The organism is Mycobacterium sp. NGS24 (genome assembly GCF_059813065.1).
Genome location: NZ_JCALDW010000002.1, coordinates 350,310 through 368,167, shown reverse-complemented (window position 1 = coordinate 368,167; position 17,858 = coordinate 350,310). Strand labels below are relative to the sequence as shown.

The 17,858-nt window shown below is 58.5% G+C and carries 13 protein-coding genes and 1 pseudogene; 8 read left to right on the top strand and 6 right to left on the bottom strand.

Features of this window, described 5'->3' with window-relative positions:
• Positions 1-239 precede the first annotated feature (239 nt).
• From AC5Y6Y_RS04515 to lipL, 3 genes and pseudogenes are all read left to right on the top strand, one after another.
• Positions 240-1,577 (top strand): Rv1490 family membrane protein, encoded by a 1,338-nt coding sequence (locus AC5Y6Y_RS04515; RefSeq protein WP_473139616.1) that lies wholly within the window; start codon positions 240-242, stop codon positions 1,575-1,577.
• Between the two features lie 193 nt (positions 1,578-1,770).
• A pseudogene (gene meaB, locus AC5Y6Y_RS04510) lies at positions 1,771-2,768 on the top strand (methylmalonyl Co-A mutase-associated GTPase MeaB).
• 53 nt (positions 2,769-2,821) lie between these two features.
• The gene (gene lipL / locus AC5Y6Y_RS04505; protein WP_473139617.1) at positions 2,822-4,108 is read left to right on the top strand and encodes an esterase/beta-lactamase LipL; all 1,287 of its coding nucleotides are present in this window, start codon (positions 2,822-2,824) and stop codon (positions 4,106-4,108) included.
• Between the two features lie 3 nt (positions 4,109-4,111).
• Here the strand turns inward: lipL and rfbG are convergent, their stop codons facing one another.
• The 3 genes from rfbG to AC5Y6Y_RS04490 form a co-directional block, all read right to left on the bottom strand.
• Complete coding sequence (gene rfbG / locus AC5Y6Y_RS04500; RefSeq protein WP_473139618.1) at positions 4,112-5,134, bottom strand: CDP-glucose 4,6-dehydratase; 1,023 nt, start codon at positions 5,132-5,134, stop codon at positions 4,112-4,114.
• 151 nt (positions 5,135-5,285) lie between these two features.
• The gene (locus tag AC5Y6Y_RS04495; protein WP_473139619.1) at positions 5,286-5,852 is read right to left on the bottom strand and encodes a GtrA family protein; all 567 of its coding nucleotides are present in this window, start codon (positions 5,850-5,852) and stop codon (positions 5,286-5,288) included.
• 451 nt (positions 5,853-6,303) lie between these two features.
• Entirely contained in the window at positions 6,304-7,158 is an 855-nt protein-coding gene (locus AC5Y6Y_RS04490; RefSeq protein WP_473139620.1) for a hypothetical protein, read from the bottom strand.
• 1,014 nt (positions 7,159-8,172) lie between these two features.
• Here AC5Y6Y_RS04490 and AC5Y6Y_RS04485 point away from each other — a divergent pair.
• The 3 genes from AC5Y6Y_RS04485 (at position 8,173) to AC5Y6Y_RS04475 (ending at position 12,915) form a co-directional block, all read left to right on the top strand.
• The gene (locus AC5Y6Y_RS04485; protein ID WP_473139621.1) at positions 8,173-9,279 is read left to right on the top strand and encodes a DegT/DnrJ/EryC1/StrS family aminotransferase; all 1,107 of its coding nucleotides are present in this window, start codon (positions 8,173-8,175) and stop codon (positions 9,277-9,279) included.
• A 639-nt stretch (positions 9,280-9,918) separates the two neighbouring features.
• Positions 9,919-11,142, top strand: coding sequence for a glycosyltransferase family 4 protein (locus tag AC5Y6Y_RS04480; RefSeq protein WP_473139622.1), 1,224 nt, complete (start codon positions 9,919-9,921; stop codon positions 11,140-11,142).
• A gap of 300 nt (positions 11,143-11,442) precedes the next feature.
• A complete protein-coding gene (locus tag AC5Y6Y_RS04475; protein WP_473139623.1) occupies positions 11,443-12,915 on the top strand; it encodes a hypothetical protein in 1,473 nt (490 codons plus the stop codon).
• 123 nt (positions 12,916-13,038) lie between these two features.
• Here the strand turns inward: AC5Y6Y_RS04475 and AC5Y6Y_RS04470 are convergent, their stop codons facing one another.
• From AC5Y6Y_RS04470 to AC5Y6Y_RS04460, 3 genes are all read right to left on the bottom strand, one after another.
• On the bottom strand, positions 13,039-14,007 hold the full coding sequence (locus AC5Y6Y_RS04470) for a GDP-L-fucose synthase family protein (RefSeq protein WP_473139624.1): 969 nt from the start codon (positions 14,005-14,007) through the stop codon (positions 13,039-13,041).
• Positions 14,004-15,026, bottom strand: coding sequence for a GDP-mannose 4,6-dehydratase (gmd, locus tag AC5Y6Y_RS04465; protein ID WP_473139625.1), 1,023 nt, complete (start codon positions 15,024-15,026; stop codon positions 14,004-14,006). Before gmd ends, AC5Y6Y_RS04470 begins: the two co-directional genes overlap by 4 nt.
• Positions 15,027-15,262: 236 nt before the next feature.
• Positions 15,263-15,988, bottom strand: a complete 726-nt coding sequence (locus tag AC5Y6Y_RS04460) for a glycosyltransferase family 2 protein (RefSeq protein WP_473139674.1) — start codon at positions 15,986-15,988, stop codon at positions 15,263-15,265.
• A gap of 164 nt (positions 15,989-16,152) precedes the next feature.
• Between AC5Y6Y_RS04460 and AC5Y6Y_RS04455 the strand changes: the two genes are divergently transcribed.
• Together AC5Y6Y_RS04455 and AC5Y6Y_RS04450 are read left to right on the top strand one after the other, a co-directional pair.
• The gene (locus AC5Y6Y_RS04455; protein WP_473139626.1) at positions 16,153-16,992 is read left to right on the top strand and encodes a glycosyltransferase family protein; all 840 of its coding nucleotides are present in this window, start codon (positions 16,153-16,155) and stop codon (positions 16,990-16,992) included.
• Positions 16,993-17,063: 71 nt separating this feature from the next.
• A complete protein-coding gene (locus AC5Y6Y_RS04450) occupies positions 17,064-17,822 on the top strand; it encodes a phthiotriol/phenolphthiotriol dimycocerosates methyltransferase (protein WP_473139627.1) in 759 nt (252 codons plus the stop codon).
• Positions 17,823-17,858: the final 36 nt, after the last annotated feature.

Here is a 17,858-nt window from a genome sequence, read left to right as displayed (position 1 = left end):
AGGATTCCGCTTCGCGCGGTGGCTGGAAAGTGCACTGCCACTTGAGTTTTGGCGAAATTCATACTGGCTCCAGGCAAAGGCGCGCCGAGCGTAATAAATCGGTCCACGCAGACCGAGCTTGCGCTCTGGACTAGAGCGGGTTTGATATGCGGCGGAGCTGCTTTGACAGCCTGTGCCCACTGTCTGATTCGCGCATGGAATCGCCCACTTGAAGGCCGTTGGTCAATTAGATTGGCTGAATGCGTGCTGCCTTCACCCGCGTCAGCAGGCAGCGCGGAATTGTCGGCGCCGCCGATGGATGCGCGTCGGGGAACCCGACATTGGAAGGCCGCGAGCCTGGTCCGGATGTCACGAGGACGGCGAAGAGGAGACAGCGTGTATTCATACTTCTGACGCTGTGGGTGCTAGCCTGCACAACTTTCCACGTGTTTGTTGTGATGTCGGTCTATTCCAATGCAGTCGTATTGCTGCAGTACTATGCTATCAATTATAAATACGGATTTGTACGCCGTGGTTTAGCCGGTGAGTTGATCCGAATATTTCCTGAGCACAACTACTTTGATGTCGCATATGCGATTCTGTGGGCTTCAGCGATAACGTGGCTGATCTGCTTGGCGTTCTTCGTCTGGCTTGTCTTGAAGCCCAACCCAGGCTCAGAGCGGCGGAGGATGCTGGCTCTACTGGTTCCCGTCCTGCCCTTCTCGGTTTCCTACCTGGTATATAACGCGCATCCCGAAATATGGGGCATGTCTGCTCTCGTCATATTCAGTATCGCCGTTCGAAGTGCTGGCAGCCGCCGGTCGAGGGTCATCTACTGCGTGATCTACGGTGCGACCGGAGCAGTCTTCACCTTGATCCATGAAGCCATGGCGGTGCAGTTCGCCCTCGGCGCAGTCCTTGCGATAACCGTTCTTGCGAAAGACACTACGAGCGCGGCGAAGCGCCTACTCAGTCTATTAGCCGTAGGACCAGGCCTGTTGGCGCTGGTTTTTGTGGCGATGCTGGGTCGTCGTGATACCGCGACGTCTTTGTGTACTCAAATTCCACATGGACTGGTTGACGATCCCGTAGGGACATACGATGCCCCCCATCGAAGCCTGAGTTTTTTATTCGGTCAGTTTCAACATCAGTCGGATTTCCACGACTGGGTGTGTACGAAGACCATGCCGTTTTTTTACATGGATATTTTTGACGGTGCTAGGGTGGTGGCGTCCTATGGACTGCCTAAGCTTTTCGCTTCACTGGTCCTTGGTATCGCTATATTGTTTCTGACATTGTCGGCTGTCCGCTATGTATGCGGAGTTTCTGCCCGTTCATTTGCCCAAGAAATTTACAATGATCGTCGGATGGTGTTGCTCAGCATAGCACTCCTGCTTCCGCTTTTCGTGACCGCCGTTGATTGGACGCGTTGGTATACCGTCATTGCTCTGGACATAACCACTGTTTATATTCTTTATGCGATTGAGAGACCTGAAATCGATCAGAGGGTGACCCGACGTGACTGGCAGGTATTCGTCGCAGCTGTCGTCGTCTTTGCGGCCATACCTTTCGGCAACCTCAACAACGTTGGCTCGTAGTCAGGCTCAGTGCTCGTAGCTTGTGGCGGGCAGTCTGGGGATCGCACGTGCCCACCCCGGGATGGCCGTCCCGAACCAGCCTCGCGATATGGGATTCTGGAGAACCGACAAGAACCCGTCCAGGCAGTCAGCCGTCGTGGGAAGGCTAAACCGTGACCGTTCCCCATCTCGCTCGCGTCCCGGCAAGTAAGTGATGTCGCCAACTGGCAGCTCCGTGACGGAGCTATCCGAAGCGATCCGAGGAGGCGACCGCGCAGCCCTGCCGCGGGCCATCACACTGCTGGAATCGACGCGCGCCGACCATCGAGAGCGGGCGCAACAACTGCTGCTGGAACTGCTGCCCGATTCCGGCAATGCCCATCGGGTCGGCATCACCGGCGTGCCGGGGGTGGGTAAGTCCACCAGCATCGAAGCCCTGGGCATGCATTTGATTGGACAGGGCCACAAAGTGGCGGTGTTGGCTGTCGATCCGTCCTCAACGCGGACCGGTGGCTCAATTCTGGGCGACAAGACCAGGATGGCGCGCCTGGCAGTGCACCCCGATGCCTACATCCGGCCGTCTCCCACGTCGGGGACTCTGGGCGGCGTGGCAAAGGCGACCCGGGAAACGGTTGTGTTGTTGGAGGCAGCCGGTTTTGACGTGATCCTGATCGAAACCGTGGGCGTCGGCCAGTCCGAGGTCGCAGTGTCCAACATGGTCGACACGTTCGTGTTGCTGACGCTGGCGCGAAGTGGGGATCAGTTGCAAGGTATCAAAAAGGGCGTGCTGGAGCTGGCCGATATCGTGGTGGTCAACAAAGCCGACGGTGCCCACCTCAAGGATGCGCGGATGGCCGCGCGCGAACTCTCCGGAGCCATCAGGCTGATCTATCCGCGCGAAACCCTGTGGCGGCCACCGGTTCTGACCATGAGTGCGATGGAGGAAACCGGCCTGGCCGAGTTGTGGCAGACCGTGGAGAAGCACCGCGACGTACTCACCGAGGCCGGCAAGTTCGAGGCGCGTCGTCGCGACCAGCAGGTGGACTGGACCTGGCAGATGGTGCGGGACACGGTGCTGGACCGGGTTTTGTCCAACCCGGAGGTGCGCAGGATCCGCCCCGACGTCGAGCGGCAGGTGCGCGACGGTGAGCTGACCCCCGCTCTAGCCGCCCAGCAAATACTTGAGATCGCGACGACTTAACAGATCGGTAAATATGTCCGGGTTTGCCGGTGGGCAGTTAGACGGGTGAAGTAAATTCAGATTCGTGACGGTAGACATCGGAGTCGATCGACGCGCTGTTCCTTCCCACGATGCCCCTGACGCAGGGCATGGTGTGTTCGGCGCCGCGGACTCCCACTTCGGATGCGTCGTTCGTGCTTTCTCTACCATGTGGCCCGGTCACCGCTTCGGCGGCGGCGCGTTGGCGGTCTATTTGGACGGGCAACCCGTCGTCGACGTGTGGAAGGGCTGGGCGGACCGGGACGGCAAGGTGCCGTGGTCGGCTGACACCGCGCCGATGGTGTTCTCGGCCACCAAAGGCATGGCCGCCACCGTCATCCACCGACTCGCTGACCGCGGCCTGATCGACTACGAGGCACCGGTCGCCGAGTACTGGCACTCGTTCGGCGCCAACGGCAAGGCCGACATGACGGTTCGCGAGGTGATGAAGCACACCGCCGGCCTGTCGGGCCTGCGCGGAGCCACCCAGGCGAACATCTTCAATCATGTCGAGATGGAGGAACGGCTCGCAGCGGCGGCGCCGGGACGGCTGCTGGGTCAACCGGCCTACCATGCGTTGACCTTCGGTTGGCTGATGTCGGGACTGGCCCGCGCAGTCACCGGCAAGGACATGCGGGCGCTGTTCCGCGAGGAACTCGCCGAACCGCTCGGTACCGACGGCTTTCACCTGGGCCGTCCGCCGGCCGGCTCACCCACCCGGGCCGCCGAAATCATCATGCCCCAGGACATCGCCGGCGCCCCGATCGTCAACTGGGGGATTCAGAAGATCGCCAATCACTTCTCCGGCGGGTACCGCTCCATGTATTTCCCGGGAGTCATCGCCTCGGTGTCGGGGAACATGTCGATGCTGGACGCCGAGATCCCGGCTGCCAACGGCGTGGTCACCGCACGAGCTCTCGCCCGGATGTACGGTGCGATCGCCAACGGGGGAGAGGTCGACGGCACCCGGTTCCTGTCCCGACGGCTGGTCGCCGGGCTCACTGGTGAGCGGGTCGTGCAGCGGGACCGGAACATCTTCGTGCCCATGGCATTTCACCTTGGATATCACGCACTGCCCATCGGCAACGTGATGCCGGGCTTCGGCCACGTGGGCCTGGGAGGGTCAGTCGGTTGGGCCGACCCGGAATCGGGTCTGGCGATCGCGGTGGTGCACAACCGTCTGCTCACGCCATTGGTGTTGACCGACCACGCTGCGTTCGTCGCTCTGGCGGCGCTGATTCGTCAAGGTGCTGCGAAGGCACGCAAGCGGGGGTATCGGCCGGTGCACGGGTTGGGCGCTCCGTATTCGGAGCCGGGTGCGGTGGCGGGGTAGGGGCTACCCGAGGTTTTCGAAGGCGCCGATCTTCTCCAGGGTTACCGCGAGCGGGTCGGCGCCGTCGTGTACGCGGCGCTCCCAGTCGATAGTCCAGCCGACAGCGTCGTGGAAGCGGAGCCGGTTGCGCCAGCCGAGTTCACGCTGCGCCTTGGTCGCGTCGAGGGCCAGCAGATTCGCTTCGTGCGGATGTTCCCCGGGCTGGTTGTCCCAGTGGGCGCCGCCGCCCCACAGTTCGGCGGCGAGTGTCGCAACCTGGCCGACCTCGACGAAGCTGTCCCGGCCGGGGCCGATGTTCCATTGGTCCTGGCCTTTTGCGCCGTCGGACAGCAGGGCCTCCGCGATGACCAGGTAGCCATTGAGGCAGTCCAGGACGTGCTGCCAAGGCCGCACTGCCTGGGGGAAACGCAGCAGGGGTGGTCGTCCGCCCGCGTAGGCGCGCACCAGGTCCGGCATCAGCCGTTCGGGGCTGACGTCGCCGCCACCGATTACGTTGCCGCCGCGAGCGATAGCCGTAGGGCAACCGGGATAGCTGCGGACCCATGACTGCGTGAGCAGGTCGGCCATCGCCTTGGAGGCGCTGTACGGGTCATCGCCGCCGAGTGGGTCGGTCTCGACGTAGCCGGCCTCCTGGTTGATGTTGCGGTAGACCTTGTCGGTGGTGACGACGACATGGGCGCGCACCGACGGCGTTTTCGTCACTGCCTCAAGCACGTTGAGGGTGCCCATCGCGTTGGTCTCGTAGGTGTAGCGCGGGTCCCGATAGGACTCGCGCACCTGCGATTGCGCGGCCATGTGTATGACGACATCGGGGGCGGTGGATCGGATCGCGGCGGTGGTTGCCTGCGCATCGCGGATGTCGACTCGGTGATCGGTGAGCAGTTGCCTGGTCAGCGCGGCCTGCTCGAAGAGGCCGCCTGGGGGGGCGTCGAGAGCCAGGCCGGAGACCGTATGGCCGCGGCTGCGCAGCAACAGGATCAGCCATGGACCTTTGAAGCCGGTGTGACCCGTGATCAGGTAGTGCATCAGCTAATTGTGCGTACGGGCTCAGGTGCGCGAATCACTCCATCTGGCCGCGTGCGGGCGGATCGATATGTCCCAGTGATGAAGGTCCCCTTGTTCCGTTGTGAGCGGCGAACTGATCATATTAAAAGACCAGCGGGGCTACCCGTGGGTCCTAGCCGGGTGCGGCCCAAATCCGATCGCTTGTTGCAGTGTCGCTACGATCGGCACGACAGATCGAGGTCGCACAGGCCGGAACGTCGCCGTATTTGGCCCCCTTCGGGTCGTGTGTGTACTCCGCACCTTTGAACAGCCACCGGTCGAGCACTAGGAAGCGTCCTACCCACACGATGCCGAAACCAATGACCTGCGCACACAGCACAGCTGCGCCCCGAACGACAGTTGCATGGTCAGCAATTAGCCGTTCGACCAAGTAGGTAAATGCGGTAGCCAGTGAAACGCCTAGCATTACGGCGAACCAGAATACAAGTATCTGCCTGTGAAGTTCTCGTCCCGAACGGTCCCGCCAAACCAAGTGCCTATTTGCGAAAAAATTCGGGACCGCAGCGATGGAGGCGGCTAAGACAGAAGCCGTGACGTAATCGTCGAGCCAGCGGCCCAACAGCAGGAGTAGACCTTGTCCAACGGGAAGAAAAGCTAGCGAAACCCACGCATACCGTAGCTTCCTGCGGATCGCCTCAGGTAGCGAGTAGGAAGCTGCACCCGACGGCCACAGGTTCATGTGGATTGAAATTAGTTGTCAACGAGGCTGCTCGGGCGGGAATCACAGAATTAGTCGGCGAGAGCACTGACGAGATGAACCCGGTGAAAGCGCTGACGGAAGTCTGTACGGCACAACTTCGCCGACGTGCACCTCTCGTTCGGCGAGGGCTCGGGAGCGATGTGCTGTGAGGTGGCTGCGGTCAACACGACTATTTGCCAACAGTGAATGAATTACACTAACGCCACTGGTAAGTTCTCGGCTTGCTGTCGTGACGATCTGAGCATTTCGTTATCCGGCTAGCGGCACCAGCTAATTACAGTATGTCTAGATGCGTCACCGTCGATCTGCCACTGTCGATGAACGGGGATGGAGTACAGGATGCAACGGATGGCGAGGCAAATAACCATTAACCGTCGGTGCTTGCGGCTCAGATACAGCAATCGGGCTGCAAGTTCTTACAAGTGATTTTCTATATCTGTTCGTCCGCGCCGGTCATTACATTAACTACCGCAAGCCCCCGTAGTGACTCGGCTCTCATTGCGCCCCGCAAATAGTTTAGCCGGCCTTTCTTGTCACGAGATTCCGCAAATCTTGATTCGATGTAGCCCTGCGCAGCGGTCAAAGGCTCGAGTCCATGACATAAGCTGGCTTTTACGAAAAATGCGTTGTTACCTGCCGTATTGCTCCCGATGAAGTCATAGCCTTTCGACAGCGCGAGATGGCACAATGCACCCAGGGAGGCACCGTAATAGAGGTTGCCATGCAAACCCCAGCGATTGAACTTTGGGTCGTAGGGAATGGTGATCGCACGGTCCCGTCCGAAAACACTATTGTATTCGACGATGACGACAGCCGGGTCAATCACCGTAATGGCCTGCCAGACCCAGTAGTCGTTACCGTCGATATCGATATGCAAGATTCCAACTTCGCCAGCGAAACCATGATTGAGAAGCAATTGATTGATGTTCTCGGCGGTAACAAAAGCGCAGGCGCTCTGTAAGTCATATTTCCAGGAAATCTCGTCGCGACGGATCGCATCAATATTGCGTTGCGACCCATCCATCACCAAACCCCGCCAGTTGTTGTTAATCAACAAGAAACGAGTGTTTGCTTCAGTGTAGGTTTCGACGCCGAACTCGACAAAAGATTGATTTATCCCTGGCAGGCGTTGTATTAACCACTGGATGATGCCATCGTCGCCCCATTGGCTGAACACCGAAAACTCAACTTCAGCAAGATTGCGGACGGCTGGCTTGTCGCGCACCACCCAAGAGAGTTGCCGACCCACTAGGGCCTTTAACTTCTCGTCTTCCGCAGTCCCCACTGTCTCTCCTGCTGCTCGTATTCGATGGTTGCTCATTGAGCATGTCGGTCACTAAGGGTCATCGTAGGACGCGCCGACCCCGGTGTGCACGAGCGATGTTCCGTGCGTCCAGGCACAACTGGTGCGGTCGCCGCCCGGCAACTGAGTAGCCACGCGAAACGCTTAGGTTCTATCAGGGTTCGGCCTGGCCAAATATGGAACCTCCTAGGCGGAAGCGACCATCCTCGGCGAGCTGTCGACTTGTATCGGATGGAGCCGTCGAGCAGCGGAATATCACGTGCGAGTTGTACTGAGACATCTAACCGAATCCCGACGACAAGACGGCTGGTCGACTGCACATCGCTGAATACCGTTAGCGGGCGGAGTCGACGCCGCATGGACATCCTTGAAACAGTTTATGATCTCTATCTCGTGTGTATGCCCCGGCTTGACACAGGTACCGTTCGCCGTTCGACGCAGGGGGCGTTCGGCACTCTCTACTAGTCGTGCGACGTCGCGGTGCCAGCCACGACAAATCCCCGTTCGGAGGTCGGTTACGTTGCTAAGATGACGCGGTTGACGCGATTGAGGCAACCTGGCGCCTCGGCGAGCCGACTGCCTGGGTCTTGCTACTGCAGATCATAGGTGGTCTATCGGGGTGCACCAGGCCTCGCCATATCGAGTTGAAGCGGGATAGGAGCCAGTCGACATGCAAGCGCTCGTCGGTCGAGATCTTGGCCAGGACAAGCACCGGGTTCGCTTCTGGCTCGCAGAAGATGCACACAGTGTGCCGCGCACGTCACGGCACGGCCAGTTCGGAAGGCTTGCCCACCTTGTGTGGCTGGAAGTCTCTCGTCTTGGTTATTCAGCACTTGCGAAGCCGGCTAGTTTTGGCAACGTTTTCTCTATCCGGCGGCGACCCGGTGCCCGCGACATCAGCAACCTTGCGGTGCAGCGTCGGTCGGTGTTGTCGCAACGTCCCCGTGTTCTGACAAGTCCGATTGTTAATGCATCTGTCAAATAAGGATCGCCGTCTTGAGTCAGTATCAGATACCTATATATCGACCCGACTTAAATGGCAATGAAAAGAAGTATGTCACCGAGTGCTTAGACACTTCGTGGATCTCTTCGCGCGGTCTTTTCGTCAACGAATTCGAGGCGCGTTTTGCCGCGCGAATCAACGTCGAGCATGCTGCGTCCGTATGTAATGGCACGGCCGCACTCCACGTGGCGTTGATGGCTCTCGGTATCGGACCAGGCGATGAGGTCATCGTTCCGACGCTGACTTACATCGCCGCGGTGAACGCGATTGCCTACACGGGTGCGACTCCTGTATTCGCCGACTCTCTGCCGTCTACTTGGCAGATTGATCCTGAAGACATCCGCCGCCACATAACGGCGCGCACCCGCGCCATTATGCCGGTACACCTCTACGGGCAATCATGCGATATGGATTCGATCGTCGCCATTGCCAACGAGCACCGACTATTCGTGGTGGAAGATTGCGCCGAGGCCTTCGGTGCGCTGTACAAGGGCCGTCACGTCGGCACCTTCGGCGATGTAGCAACATTCAGTTTCTTCGGTAATAAGACCATCACTACCGGTGAAGGTGGAATGGTGGTATCCAACGATAAGACGCTCATTGAACGAGTGCGACACCTCAAAGGCCAGGGTTTGGCTGCGCATCGTGAGTACTGGCACGACGTGGTGGGCTATAACTATCGCATGACGAATATAGAGGCTGCTCTGGGGCTTGCGCAGCTGGAGCGCGCCGACGATTTTATTACGCGTAAGCGCAATTTAGCCGAGCGTTACATTGCCGCCCTAAGCCACTTGCCTATCGAAGTGCACAGAGAAGCACCGGATACTTTTCACAGCTATTGGATGTTTTCCATCCTCGTCGATCAATCTGAGCAGCGCGACGCATTGCGCATGCATCTCGCGGACGCAGGAATTGAAACGCGACCGCTGTTCTATCCAGTGCATACTATGCCCATGTATGCCCGGAATTATCGCAAGCACAGAGTAGCGGAAGATCTGGCCTGGCGTGGAATTAATTTGCCCAGCTGGCCTGGACTGCAGCAGCAACACGTGGAGCAGATTGCCAAGGAAATCGACAATTTCTACTCCAATGCCACGTGATCTATTAATCGCGGGGTCCAGCGGGCAGGCCAAGGAGGTCGCGCAATTAGCCCGGCGCATCGACCCTATGGGGGCGAGGTGGTCGCACATTCGATATGTCACGGATCGGGCTGCCGAACTAGGTACAAGCCTGCTATATGGTCAGGTAGAGCTATTAGACGAGCAACTGTTGCATCGAGACGTTGAAGCTGACGTAGTAATAGGTGCGGGCAAGCCCACTTTGCGCCGTAGTATCGCGCATAAGTTCCTCGCCAACCCGGTGCTGAGATTTCCAAACCTCGTCCACCCGTCGCTGGACATCGATCTAAGTATAGTCCGACTAGGCCGAGGCAACATAATTACTCAGGGTACGGTCATGACCTGTGATATAGAGATTGGCGATTTCAATTTATTTAATTGGAACTGCACCGTGGGCCACGACGCTCGGATTGGCTCCTTCAACGTGATCAATCCTGGAGCCGCAATATCCGGTCGTGTTGCGCTCGGCGATGCGTGTCTGTTAGGCACCGGTTCTCGAATTCTGGAGACGTTAAGCATTAGCTCAGAGACTGTCATCGGCGCGGGAGCCGTTGTCACACGGTCGATCGTGAATCCCGGTGTATATATGGGGGTCCCGGCTCGCCTTCAAGGCATGCCGCTATGAAGATCGGCGTCCTAGGGCACAAATTCATCGAGTGGGAGGGGGGCATCGACTTCCTGCGGACAATCTGCGAAAGTTTGGCGGCAGCAGACCGAGCGGCTGAGTTGCATGTTCTCGTTCCCACACATGGACCACGCGTCGCCGTTCAAGCACTTGAACTAAGAATATACCGTATGGCTAAACGACTTCAGGGACAGCAAATTGCGACTCAGCGGACGCCGGATTTGCGTAATTTATACGCCTCGGCCCCTGATGCGCGCACGACAGTCGCAGTTCACCGAATAGACCTAGGTAGTACTGCTATTCGCCGTGCCTTCAGAGATTTGCAACTCGAGATACTGTTGCCCTCTTTCGAAACTCTAGCATTCGGTGACGAGATTCCCTGGCTGGGTTATCTGTACGATATGCAGCACAAATACCTGCCGCATTTCTTTTCACCGCAAGAGCTAACGCAACGAGACTTAGCTATGGGGCGCATGCTGCGAGAAGCCAAGGCAGTAATAGTGAACTCTCGCAGCGTAGCCACTGACGTGCGGACCTACTTCCCAGGCGCTTCTGCGCAAGTCTTAGCACTTCCCTTTAGCGCGGCCCCTCAGCCGGACTGGTTCCAACTCGACCCGCAGATTGTTTGCGCGAAGTACTCGGTTCGCCCCAACTACTTTGTAATCTGCAATCAGTTCTGGAAACACAAGGATCATGGCACGGCCTTTAAAGCGTTTGCATCCCTGGCCCGACTTTATCCGGAGCTCCAATTGGTCTGCACCGGGGATACATCTGACTATCGTGACCCTCAGTACTTTCCCGGGCTGCAGCAACTACTGAGCGAACTGGGCATTGAAGACCGGGTCGCAATCCTGGGCCGCATCCCAAAGCCAGATCAAATCGCACTTGTACGCGGTTCAGTGGCACTAGTACAGCCCACGATGTTTGAGGGCGGGCCAGGTGGTGGTGCTGTCTATGATGCGGTTGCGCTAGGCATACCCTGCATTGTGTCTGACATACCAGTCAACCTGGAGATCAACGAGTCCGAGGTGCGTTACTTTAAGTCACGGGATTCAGCATCTTTACTCGAGGTCATGTGTCAGAGCTACGCCGAGTCCGCCGCGTCGAGCCCGCCCGATGCGGCCGAACTAGTTGCCCGAGGGCGAAGACGCCGGAAGGAATGTGGCAACGTCCTCATGCAAGCCGCAGTGGCTGTCATTGAGCAGCGGCCGGCACCTTGATTTCGAAGAAAGTCCACTGAGCGTGAGGGGGTCGCACCCTTACGGCCTCGGTTTACCGGTGATATTCCGTCCGTGAGCGGTGCAAACGATAGGACCCATTCGATGTCTGCAGACTGTGCTTCCACACCGGATGATCCGATCATGCGCCTACCGCAACATATGCCATCATCGACACCACCCGACGGCGCCGAAACGACAGTCGCCGCGCGAAGTCCCACCGACGAGACTTCAAATGCACGACCACGGACGTTGGCGCTCCTCTCAGCGATCGCGTGCACGGTCTTTGGTGTCAAACTCATCGTGATCGCCACTCTGGGTTCGACGATGCCGTTGTTTGACCAATGGGATGGTGAAGCGGTTAAAACCTACCTGCCTTACTTGCACGGCACGTACTCTATTGGTGATTTGTTTGAACCCCACAACGAACATCGAATTGTATTCACACGGCTTTTGGCGCTAATTCATCTGGAGCTAGCGGGCGAGTGGAACACTCACTTGGAAATGATTTTCTGTGCCGTCATTCATGCTTTCTTAGTCACTTGGCTTTGCGCTTTACTGATTCCGCTTGTTGCGCCGAGGCGACATATGCTTTTTGCTTGCTTCATTGTGGTAGTGTTTACACTTCCACTAGGATACGAGAACACTCTGTTAGGGTTCAATTTTCATTTCTATCTGACCCTGCTGTTCGGACTCGCGGCCATTGCTACGTTTGCCTCAGCAGCTCCTTTCACGTGGCGTTGGTTCATTGGATTAGCCGCCGCGATCCTCAGCTACTTGTCGTTCTCTTCGTCAGGCATTGCTGCGATTGTTACCGCCGCAGTACTCGTCACCTTGCAGCTAGTGACAAAGGTGAGAGAACGGTGCAATCGTGAGTTTTTGGGCGTGACCGTCATCGCGTTGATCGGTATAGGCATGCTGCTGTGGGAAATTTCCGTCGTAAATGCGTCTGGTACGCCCTCGAATGTAACCCCTCTAGGGTTCCTCTTGGGGCTTCTCTTTCTTGCCGGTCCCACAATTTTAGGAATAATCGGTATTCAAGGTCCAGCTATATGGTTCTGCCGAAATACAATGATCAATCGGCCGCCGTCCCATGATCGGGCATGGGTTGCGGTGGGCATTACCGCCTGGGTAGCTATCCAGCTGGCAATAGTTGCATATGGTCGAGGGACTGCTATCGGAGTGCGGTATATGGATATGCTACTTCCCGTCTATCCAGTCGCGTTCGTAGCGGTATTTTTGTTAGCTGATCATATATCTAGTGATCGCCTGAAGCGGTACGCGAGAACGGGTGCGGTAGCGTGGGTTTTCGTTACGGTAGTGTTGATTACGGCTCTGGGCTACTATATGGCCATCCTTCAGGCGATTGATTGGAATAAGTCTGCTCGACAACAGGCAATTAATGCTAGAGCGTACATGGCAACACACAGCCGCGAATCACTAAAGGTGAGAGATCATAGTTATCTGGTTGACGTCACTTTCCCCAACCTTGACGAATATGCGCGGATTCTTGATGATGCCGATGTTAGGGCAATAATGCCGCCAGAAATCCGGCCAGTTGACGCCGACAATATGAGTGCCCGCAAGCACTTATTGCTTGAGGGGGCGCTCGCTAGCGCCACGGCTAGTAGCGTTCGCTTTGTGTTGGGCCTCGGACCGGCACTCGTTGCGTTAGGTGTAGGTTTATTTTTTTCGCTCGCGGCCCGCGGTACTTTGTACGCCCGCGGGGAGTCCCAGAGCCTGAGCGCACCCGGATCTCGAGTCGAATCGGTCTAATCTCCATTTCAGCTGATGGTGCGGGCCACCGAGATGTAGGGCACCTGCAGGCGGCAGCGCGCCTCGGGCGGCGTCCGGTGGATCTTCGCGCTCAACTAGGGCCGTTCTGCGCAAGTTGGTCGTTTACTGTCGCACTGTACTTGCGTGCTCTAAATACCAGGCCACGGTGGCCTCGACACCCGTGCGAAGGGTGATCTCGGGTTGCCAACCGGCCTCCCGGAGCACTGAGACATCTAGGACCTTGCGCGGTGTGCCGTCGGGTTTGGTTGTATCCCAACGGGTTTCGCCGGTATAGCCTACCGCTGCGGCCACCAGGGTGGCGATCTCACTGATCGTGTGGTCGACGCCGGTGCCGACATTGACCTGCTCAGGCCCATCGAAGTTCTCAAGCAGGAACAGACACGCACTTGCCAGGTCATCGACATGCAGCAATTCACGACGGGGAGTTCCGGTACCCCAATTGGTCACTTCTGGTGCACCGCTCGCTTTCGCGTCTTCATATCTGCGGATCAGAGCCGGCAGCAGATGGGAGCCTGATGGCGAAAAATTATCGCCAGGCCCGTAGAGGTTGGTCGGCATCGCCGAAATCCACGGCAGACCGTGTTGTCGCCGTACCGCCTGGACCTGGATGATGCCGGCGATTTTCGCTATCGCGTACGCGTCGTTTGTCGGTTCTAGGGGTCCGGTGAGAAGGGCGCTTTCTGGGATGGGCTGCGGGCTGAACTTCGGGTATATGCAGGAAGATCCGAGGAACAACAAGCGCGGTACCTGCGCGGCGACGGCAGCATCGAGAAGATTGACCTGAATCTGCAAGTTCTCGGAAAGAAAATCGGCGGGGTACGTGCTGTTAGCCATGATGCCGCCGACCCTGGCTGCGGCATCGATGACGACGTGGGGTTTGGCTTCCTGAATGAAGTCAAATGTTGCGGCTCGATCGGTCAAATCGACGTCGCCGCGTGAGCGAAGGATCAAGTTGGTGAAGCCTTCATCGGTGAACTTCCGCACCAAGGCCGATCCGACCAGCCCGCGGTGACCTGCGATATAAACCGGGACGGCACGGTCAAGCACGCCGACAGCGGTGTTTGCGCTCATGTCCGACCAGAGAGCACTGGTTTGTCGATCCACGGTTTGCCTTCATACTCGAGCGCAGCGATGTCGGCGTCCACCATGATTCGTGCCAGCTCGCCGGTATGGACCGAAGCCCGCCACCCGAGAGCGTCGGCTGCCTTGGAAGCATCACCGATCAGCGAGTCGACTTCGGTCGGCCTCAAATATCGCTCGTCGAACTTGACATGGTCCTGCCAGTCCAGACCGGCATGCGCGAAGGCTGTCTGGGCAAATTCCTGTACCGTGTACCCCCGACCAGTGGCCAATACATAGTCATCCGGCTCTGACGCCTGGAGCATTCGCCACATTCCTTCGACATACTCAGGTGCGTAGCCCCAGTCACGAACGGCATCGAGGTTGCCCATGTAGACCTCAGACTCTATGCCGGCTTTGATGCGTGCTACCGCTCGCGTGATTTTACGAGTGACGAATGTTTCGCCACGACGCGGTGATTCGTGATTGAACAAGATGCCGTTGACCGCAAACAACCCGTAGGCCTCGCGGTAATTCCGTGTCACCCAGTAGGAGTAGACCTTTGCCGCGCCGTAGGGGGAGCGTGGATAAAACGGTGTCAGCTCGTTCTGCGGGGGTGGCGACGCGCCGAACATCTCCGATGAAGAAGCTTGATAGAACCGGCACTGCACCCTCGAGAGTCGCACCGCTTCCAGCAAACGCATGGATCCGGTGCCGGTGGTATCGCCAGTGTGCACCGGCTCGTCGAAGCTGACCCGCACATGGGACTGCGCCGCAAGGTTGTAGACCTCGTCGGGTTCGATCGTGCTCAGCAGGGTCACCAGGCGGGTCCCATCAATCAGGTCACCGTAGTGCAGGAACAATCGTGCACCCGATTCATGGGGGTCGACATACAGATGGTCGATCCGCGATGTGTTGAACGTCGAAGCCCTGCGGATGAGCCCGTGCACCTCATAGCCTTTGCTGAGCAACAGTTCGGCGAGATATGAACCATCCTGTCCCGTGATTCCGGTGATCAGGGCTCGTTTCATCGGATTCCTCAACGTTTGATGGCGGCGTCCCGCACCCATTGTTGCTGTAGCCGGCGCGTTACCGGCGCTGACTCATCCTAGTTGGTGACACCGAGCTGCCGGTCACGATTGCCACCTCGTGCCACTGGTGCGTCGTTCGGCCGCGCAGCAGGACGATCTGGCGAATTTGCGCTGTGCGCAGGGGTTATCTTCCTGCGGATCAAGTCCGAGGCAAACTCACTGGTCTGTTCGGCTCTTCACCGCACACTTCTCAGTTTGGGTCGTCTGAGGCGTGCGATCCTCCGGTCGAGCAATTCCAAAGCCGACGCCTTGACGTATAACGGCAATCGTTTTTCCATCTCTCGATCCCGGCCGTTGCTGAGCCCGGAAACGTCGTTGAAGTCCGCGACGACGATATCCATGTATTGGATGTCTAACGCAGGATTCGAGAAGCAACGGATGTTGAAATCCCAGTCCGCCCAGAGCTTGTAGCGCAGGTTGTAGGGGCCGATCCCGGCAAAGAGCCGGCGTCGGTAGAACATCGACTGATGGCAGATGTTCTTCTCGAAGAGTAGGCGGTCGAGGTCGAAGGGCCCGGCATAGCGGGAGGAGGTGGATCGCATCAGCACGTCGCCGTACACCAGGTCGCTGGTCTCGTGCTGGCCAATGTACGCAGCGACTTTGGCCAGTGTCTGCTCGTCGTGCAAGGTGTCGTCGCCGCCCAAGAAGAACACCCATGATCCGGTGGATTTTTCGACGCCGCGGTTCATCGCATCGTAGACGCCATCGTCGGGGTCGCTCTGAATCACCAGACGCTGCGACAATTGGGGCCGGAAACCTTCGGCAACCCCGACGGTGTCATCGGACGAGTCCCCGTCCATCACGAGTAGTTCGTAGTCGCTACAGGTTTGGCGGGCGACGCTCTCAAGGCAGGCATGCAAAGTCGACGCCACGTTGAAGGTAGGAACGATGATGGAAAACATGGGCTCGGCCACGGCGCGATGCTAGCAGCGGCCCACGGATCTGAGGCGGCGATTGCGGCTCGGATTTTGACTGAGCAGACGCGACGAACCGCATGTTTGCCCCGATGCAGAAGAACTGTCGGAGCCGACCATGGGCGGAACCGCCCTCGGGCGGACCTCAGCCGATGTACGGTTACGTCGTGTCGTTACTGATCGCCGTGCCGGTCTACGGCCAGCACGAGTACACGCACGCTCTCATCGCCGATCTCGAGCGCGAGGGTGCCGACTACCTCATCATCGACAATCGCGGCGACTATCCGAAGATCGGCAGCGAACGGGTCGTCACACCCGGTGAGAATCTTGGTTGGGCCAAGGGCAGCGACGTGGGCTTCCGCACCGCGTTCGACGAGGGCTACACCCATGCGATGACGCTTAACAATGACACGCGCTTGTCGAAAGGGTTCGCGGCCGGCCTGCTCGATCCAAGCCTGCCGAAGGATGCGGGGATTGTCGGCCCGATGATCGACCAAGGCTTTCCCTGCGCAATACCGGAGCTACAGCCGGCCGCCGCGGATTACGTCCCGCGACCGCGATATCGCGCCGTTCCCGCGGTGGAGGGTACGGCGTTGATGATGTCCCGCGAGTGCTGGGATGCGCTGGGCGGCATGGATTTACACAGTTTTGGTCGCTACGGGTGGGGGATCGACCTGGATCTGGCTCTGCGTGCCCGTAACGCCGGATACGGCGTGTACGTCACCGAAATGGCCTACATCAACCACTTCGGTGGCAAAACAGCCAAGGCTAATTTCGGCAGCTGGCGATACGAGTGGAACGCCAATTACGCGCTGGTGCGCGGATTGGGCCGCGTGCATGGTCGCAAGTGGCGCGACAAGTTCGACGGTGCGCTGATGGGCGGCGGCCCGGGCCCGTCCGGATGGCGCGCCAGGGCCTTGCTGACAGCGGCAATGGCCGGTGAGGCGGGTGCCTTCGTCGACCGTCGCAGAAGCAATTCAGGGAAGCGGTAACCGCGCCCTCGAAGCTTTGACATACTCACCCAGTGAGTCTTCGCGCGCGAGTGAGATCCAGCCCGTTCGTCATGAAAGCCGTAGCGAAATACGGCTATCCGATAGGGACCCGCCTGATGGGTCGTGACGAGATGCTGTTCATCAACTTCGCCTACGAAGAAGACCCTCCGTTGGGAATTCCTTTGTCGGACACCGACGAACCCGACCGGTACTGCATCCAGCTCTACCACCAGACCGCGATCCAAGTGGACCTCACCGGAAAGCGGGTGTTGGAAGTCAGTTGCGGCCACGGTGGCGGCGCCTCGTACATCACCAGGACTTTCACACCGGCCGCGTACACCGGCCTGGACCTCAACTCGGCTGGTATCGCGTTCTGCCGCAAGCGTCATCAACTGCCTGGACTCGACTTCGTACACGGTGACGCCGAGAATCTGCCCTTCGACGACGAATCTTTCGACGCCGTAATCAATGTCGAGGCCTCTCATCACTATCCGCACCTGCCGCGCTTTTTCAACGAGGTGACCCGCGTACTGCGTCCGGGAGGGCACCTTCTCTACACGGATTTCCGCGTGTCTCACCTGGTGGATGAGTGGGAGGCGGTGCTGGCCGACATCCCGCTGCGGCTCGTCTCCAAGAGGGTGATTGACGAGGAAGTCAAGCGGGGGATGAAGGAACGTTCTCCGCGCATCGAAGCGGTGATCAGTCGCCGTCTGCCGGGGTTCCTACAGCGCTACGCGCGCGACCAGGCCGGCATCCCCGGGGGAAGCCTCTACGACTGGGCACAGGCAGGGGTGTTCTCCTACCGCATTTACTGCTTCGTCAAAGACTGAACTCAAAGACTGAACGAGGGTCTTGGCGGCGAGGCC

Bases quoted from the DNA above. Each gene is read 5' to 3' on its own strand.
- AC5Y6Y_RS04515 (WP_473139616.1), top strand. From the start codon at position 240: ATGCGTGCTGCCTTCACCCGCGTCAGCAGGCAGCGCGGAATTGTCGGC.
- rfbG (WP_473139618.1), bottom strand. From the start codon at position 5,134: ATGCACTACCTGATCACGGGTCACACCGGCTTCAAAGGTCCATGGCTG.
- AC5Y6Y_RS04495 (WP_473139619.1), bottom strand. From the start codon at position 5,852: ATGAACCTGTGGCCGTCGGGTGCAGCTTCCTACTCGCTACCTGAGGCG.
- AC5Y6Y_RS04480 (WP_473139622.1), top strand. From the start codon at position 9,919: ATGAAGATCGGCGTCCTAGGGCACAAATTCATCGAGTGGGAGGGGGGC.
- AC5Y6Y_RS04470 (WP_473139624.1), bottom strand. From the start codon at position 14,007: ATGAGCGCAAACACCGCTGTCGGCGTGCTTGACCGTGCCGTCCCGGTT.
- gmd (WP_473139625.1), bottom strand. From the start codon at position 15,026: ATGAAACGAGCCCTGATCACCGGAATCACGGGACAGGATGGTTCATAT.
- AC5Y6Y_RS04460 (WP_473139674.1), bottom strand. From the start codon at position 15,988: ATGTTTTCCATCATCGTTCCTACCTTCAACGTGGCGTCGACTTTGCAT.
- AC5Y6Y_RS04455 (WP_473139626.1), top strand. From the start codon at position 16,153: ATGTACGGTTACGTCGTGTCGTTACTGATCGCCGTGCCGGTCTACGGC.
- AC5Y6Y_RS04450 (WP_473139627.1), top strand. From the start codon at position 17,064: ATGAAAGCCGTAGCGAAATACGGCTATCCGATAGGGACCCGCCTGATG.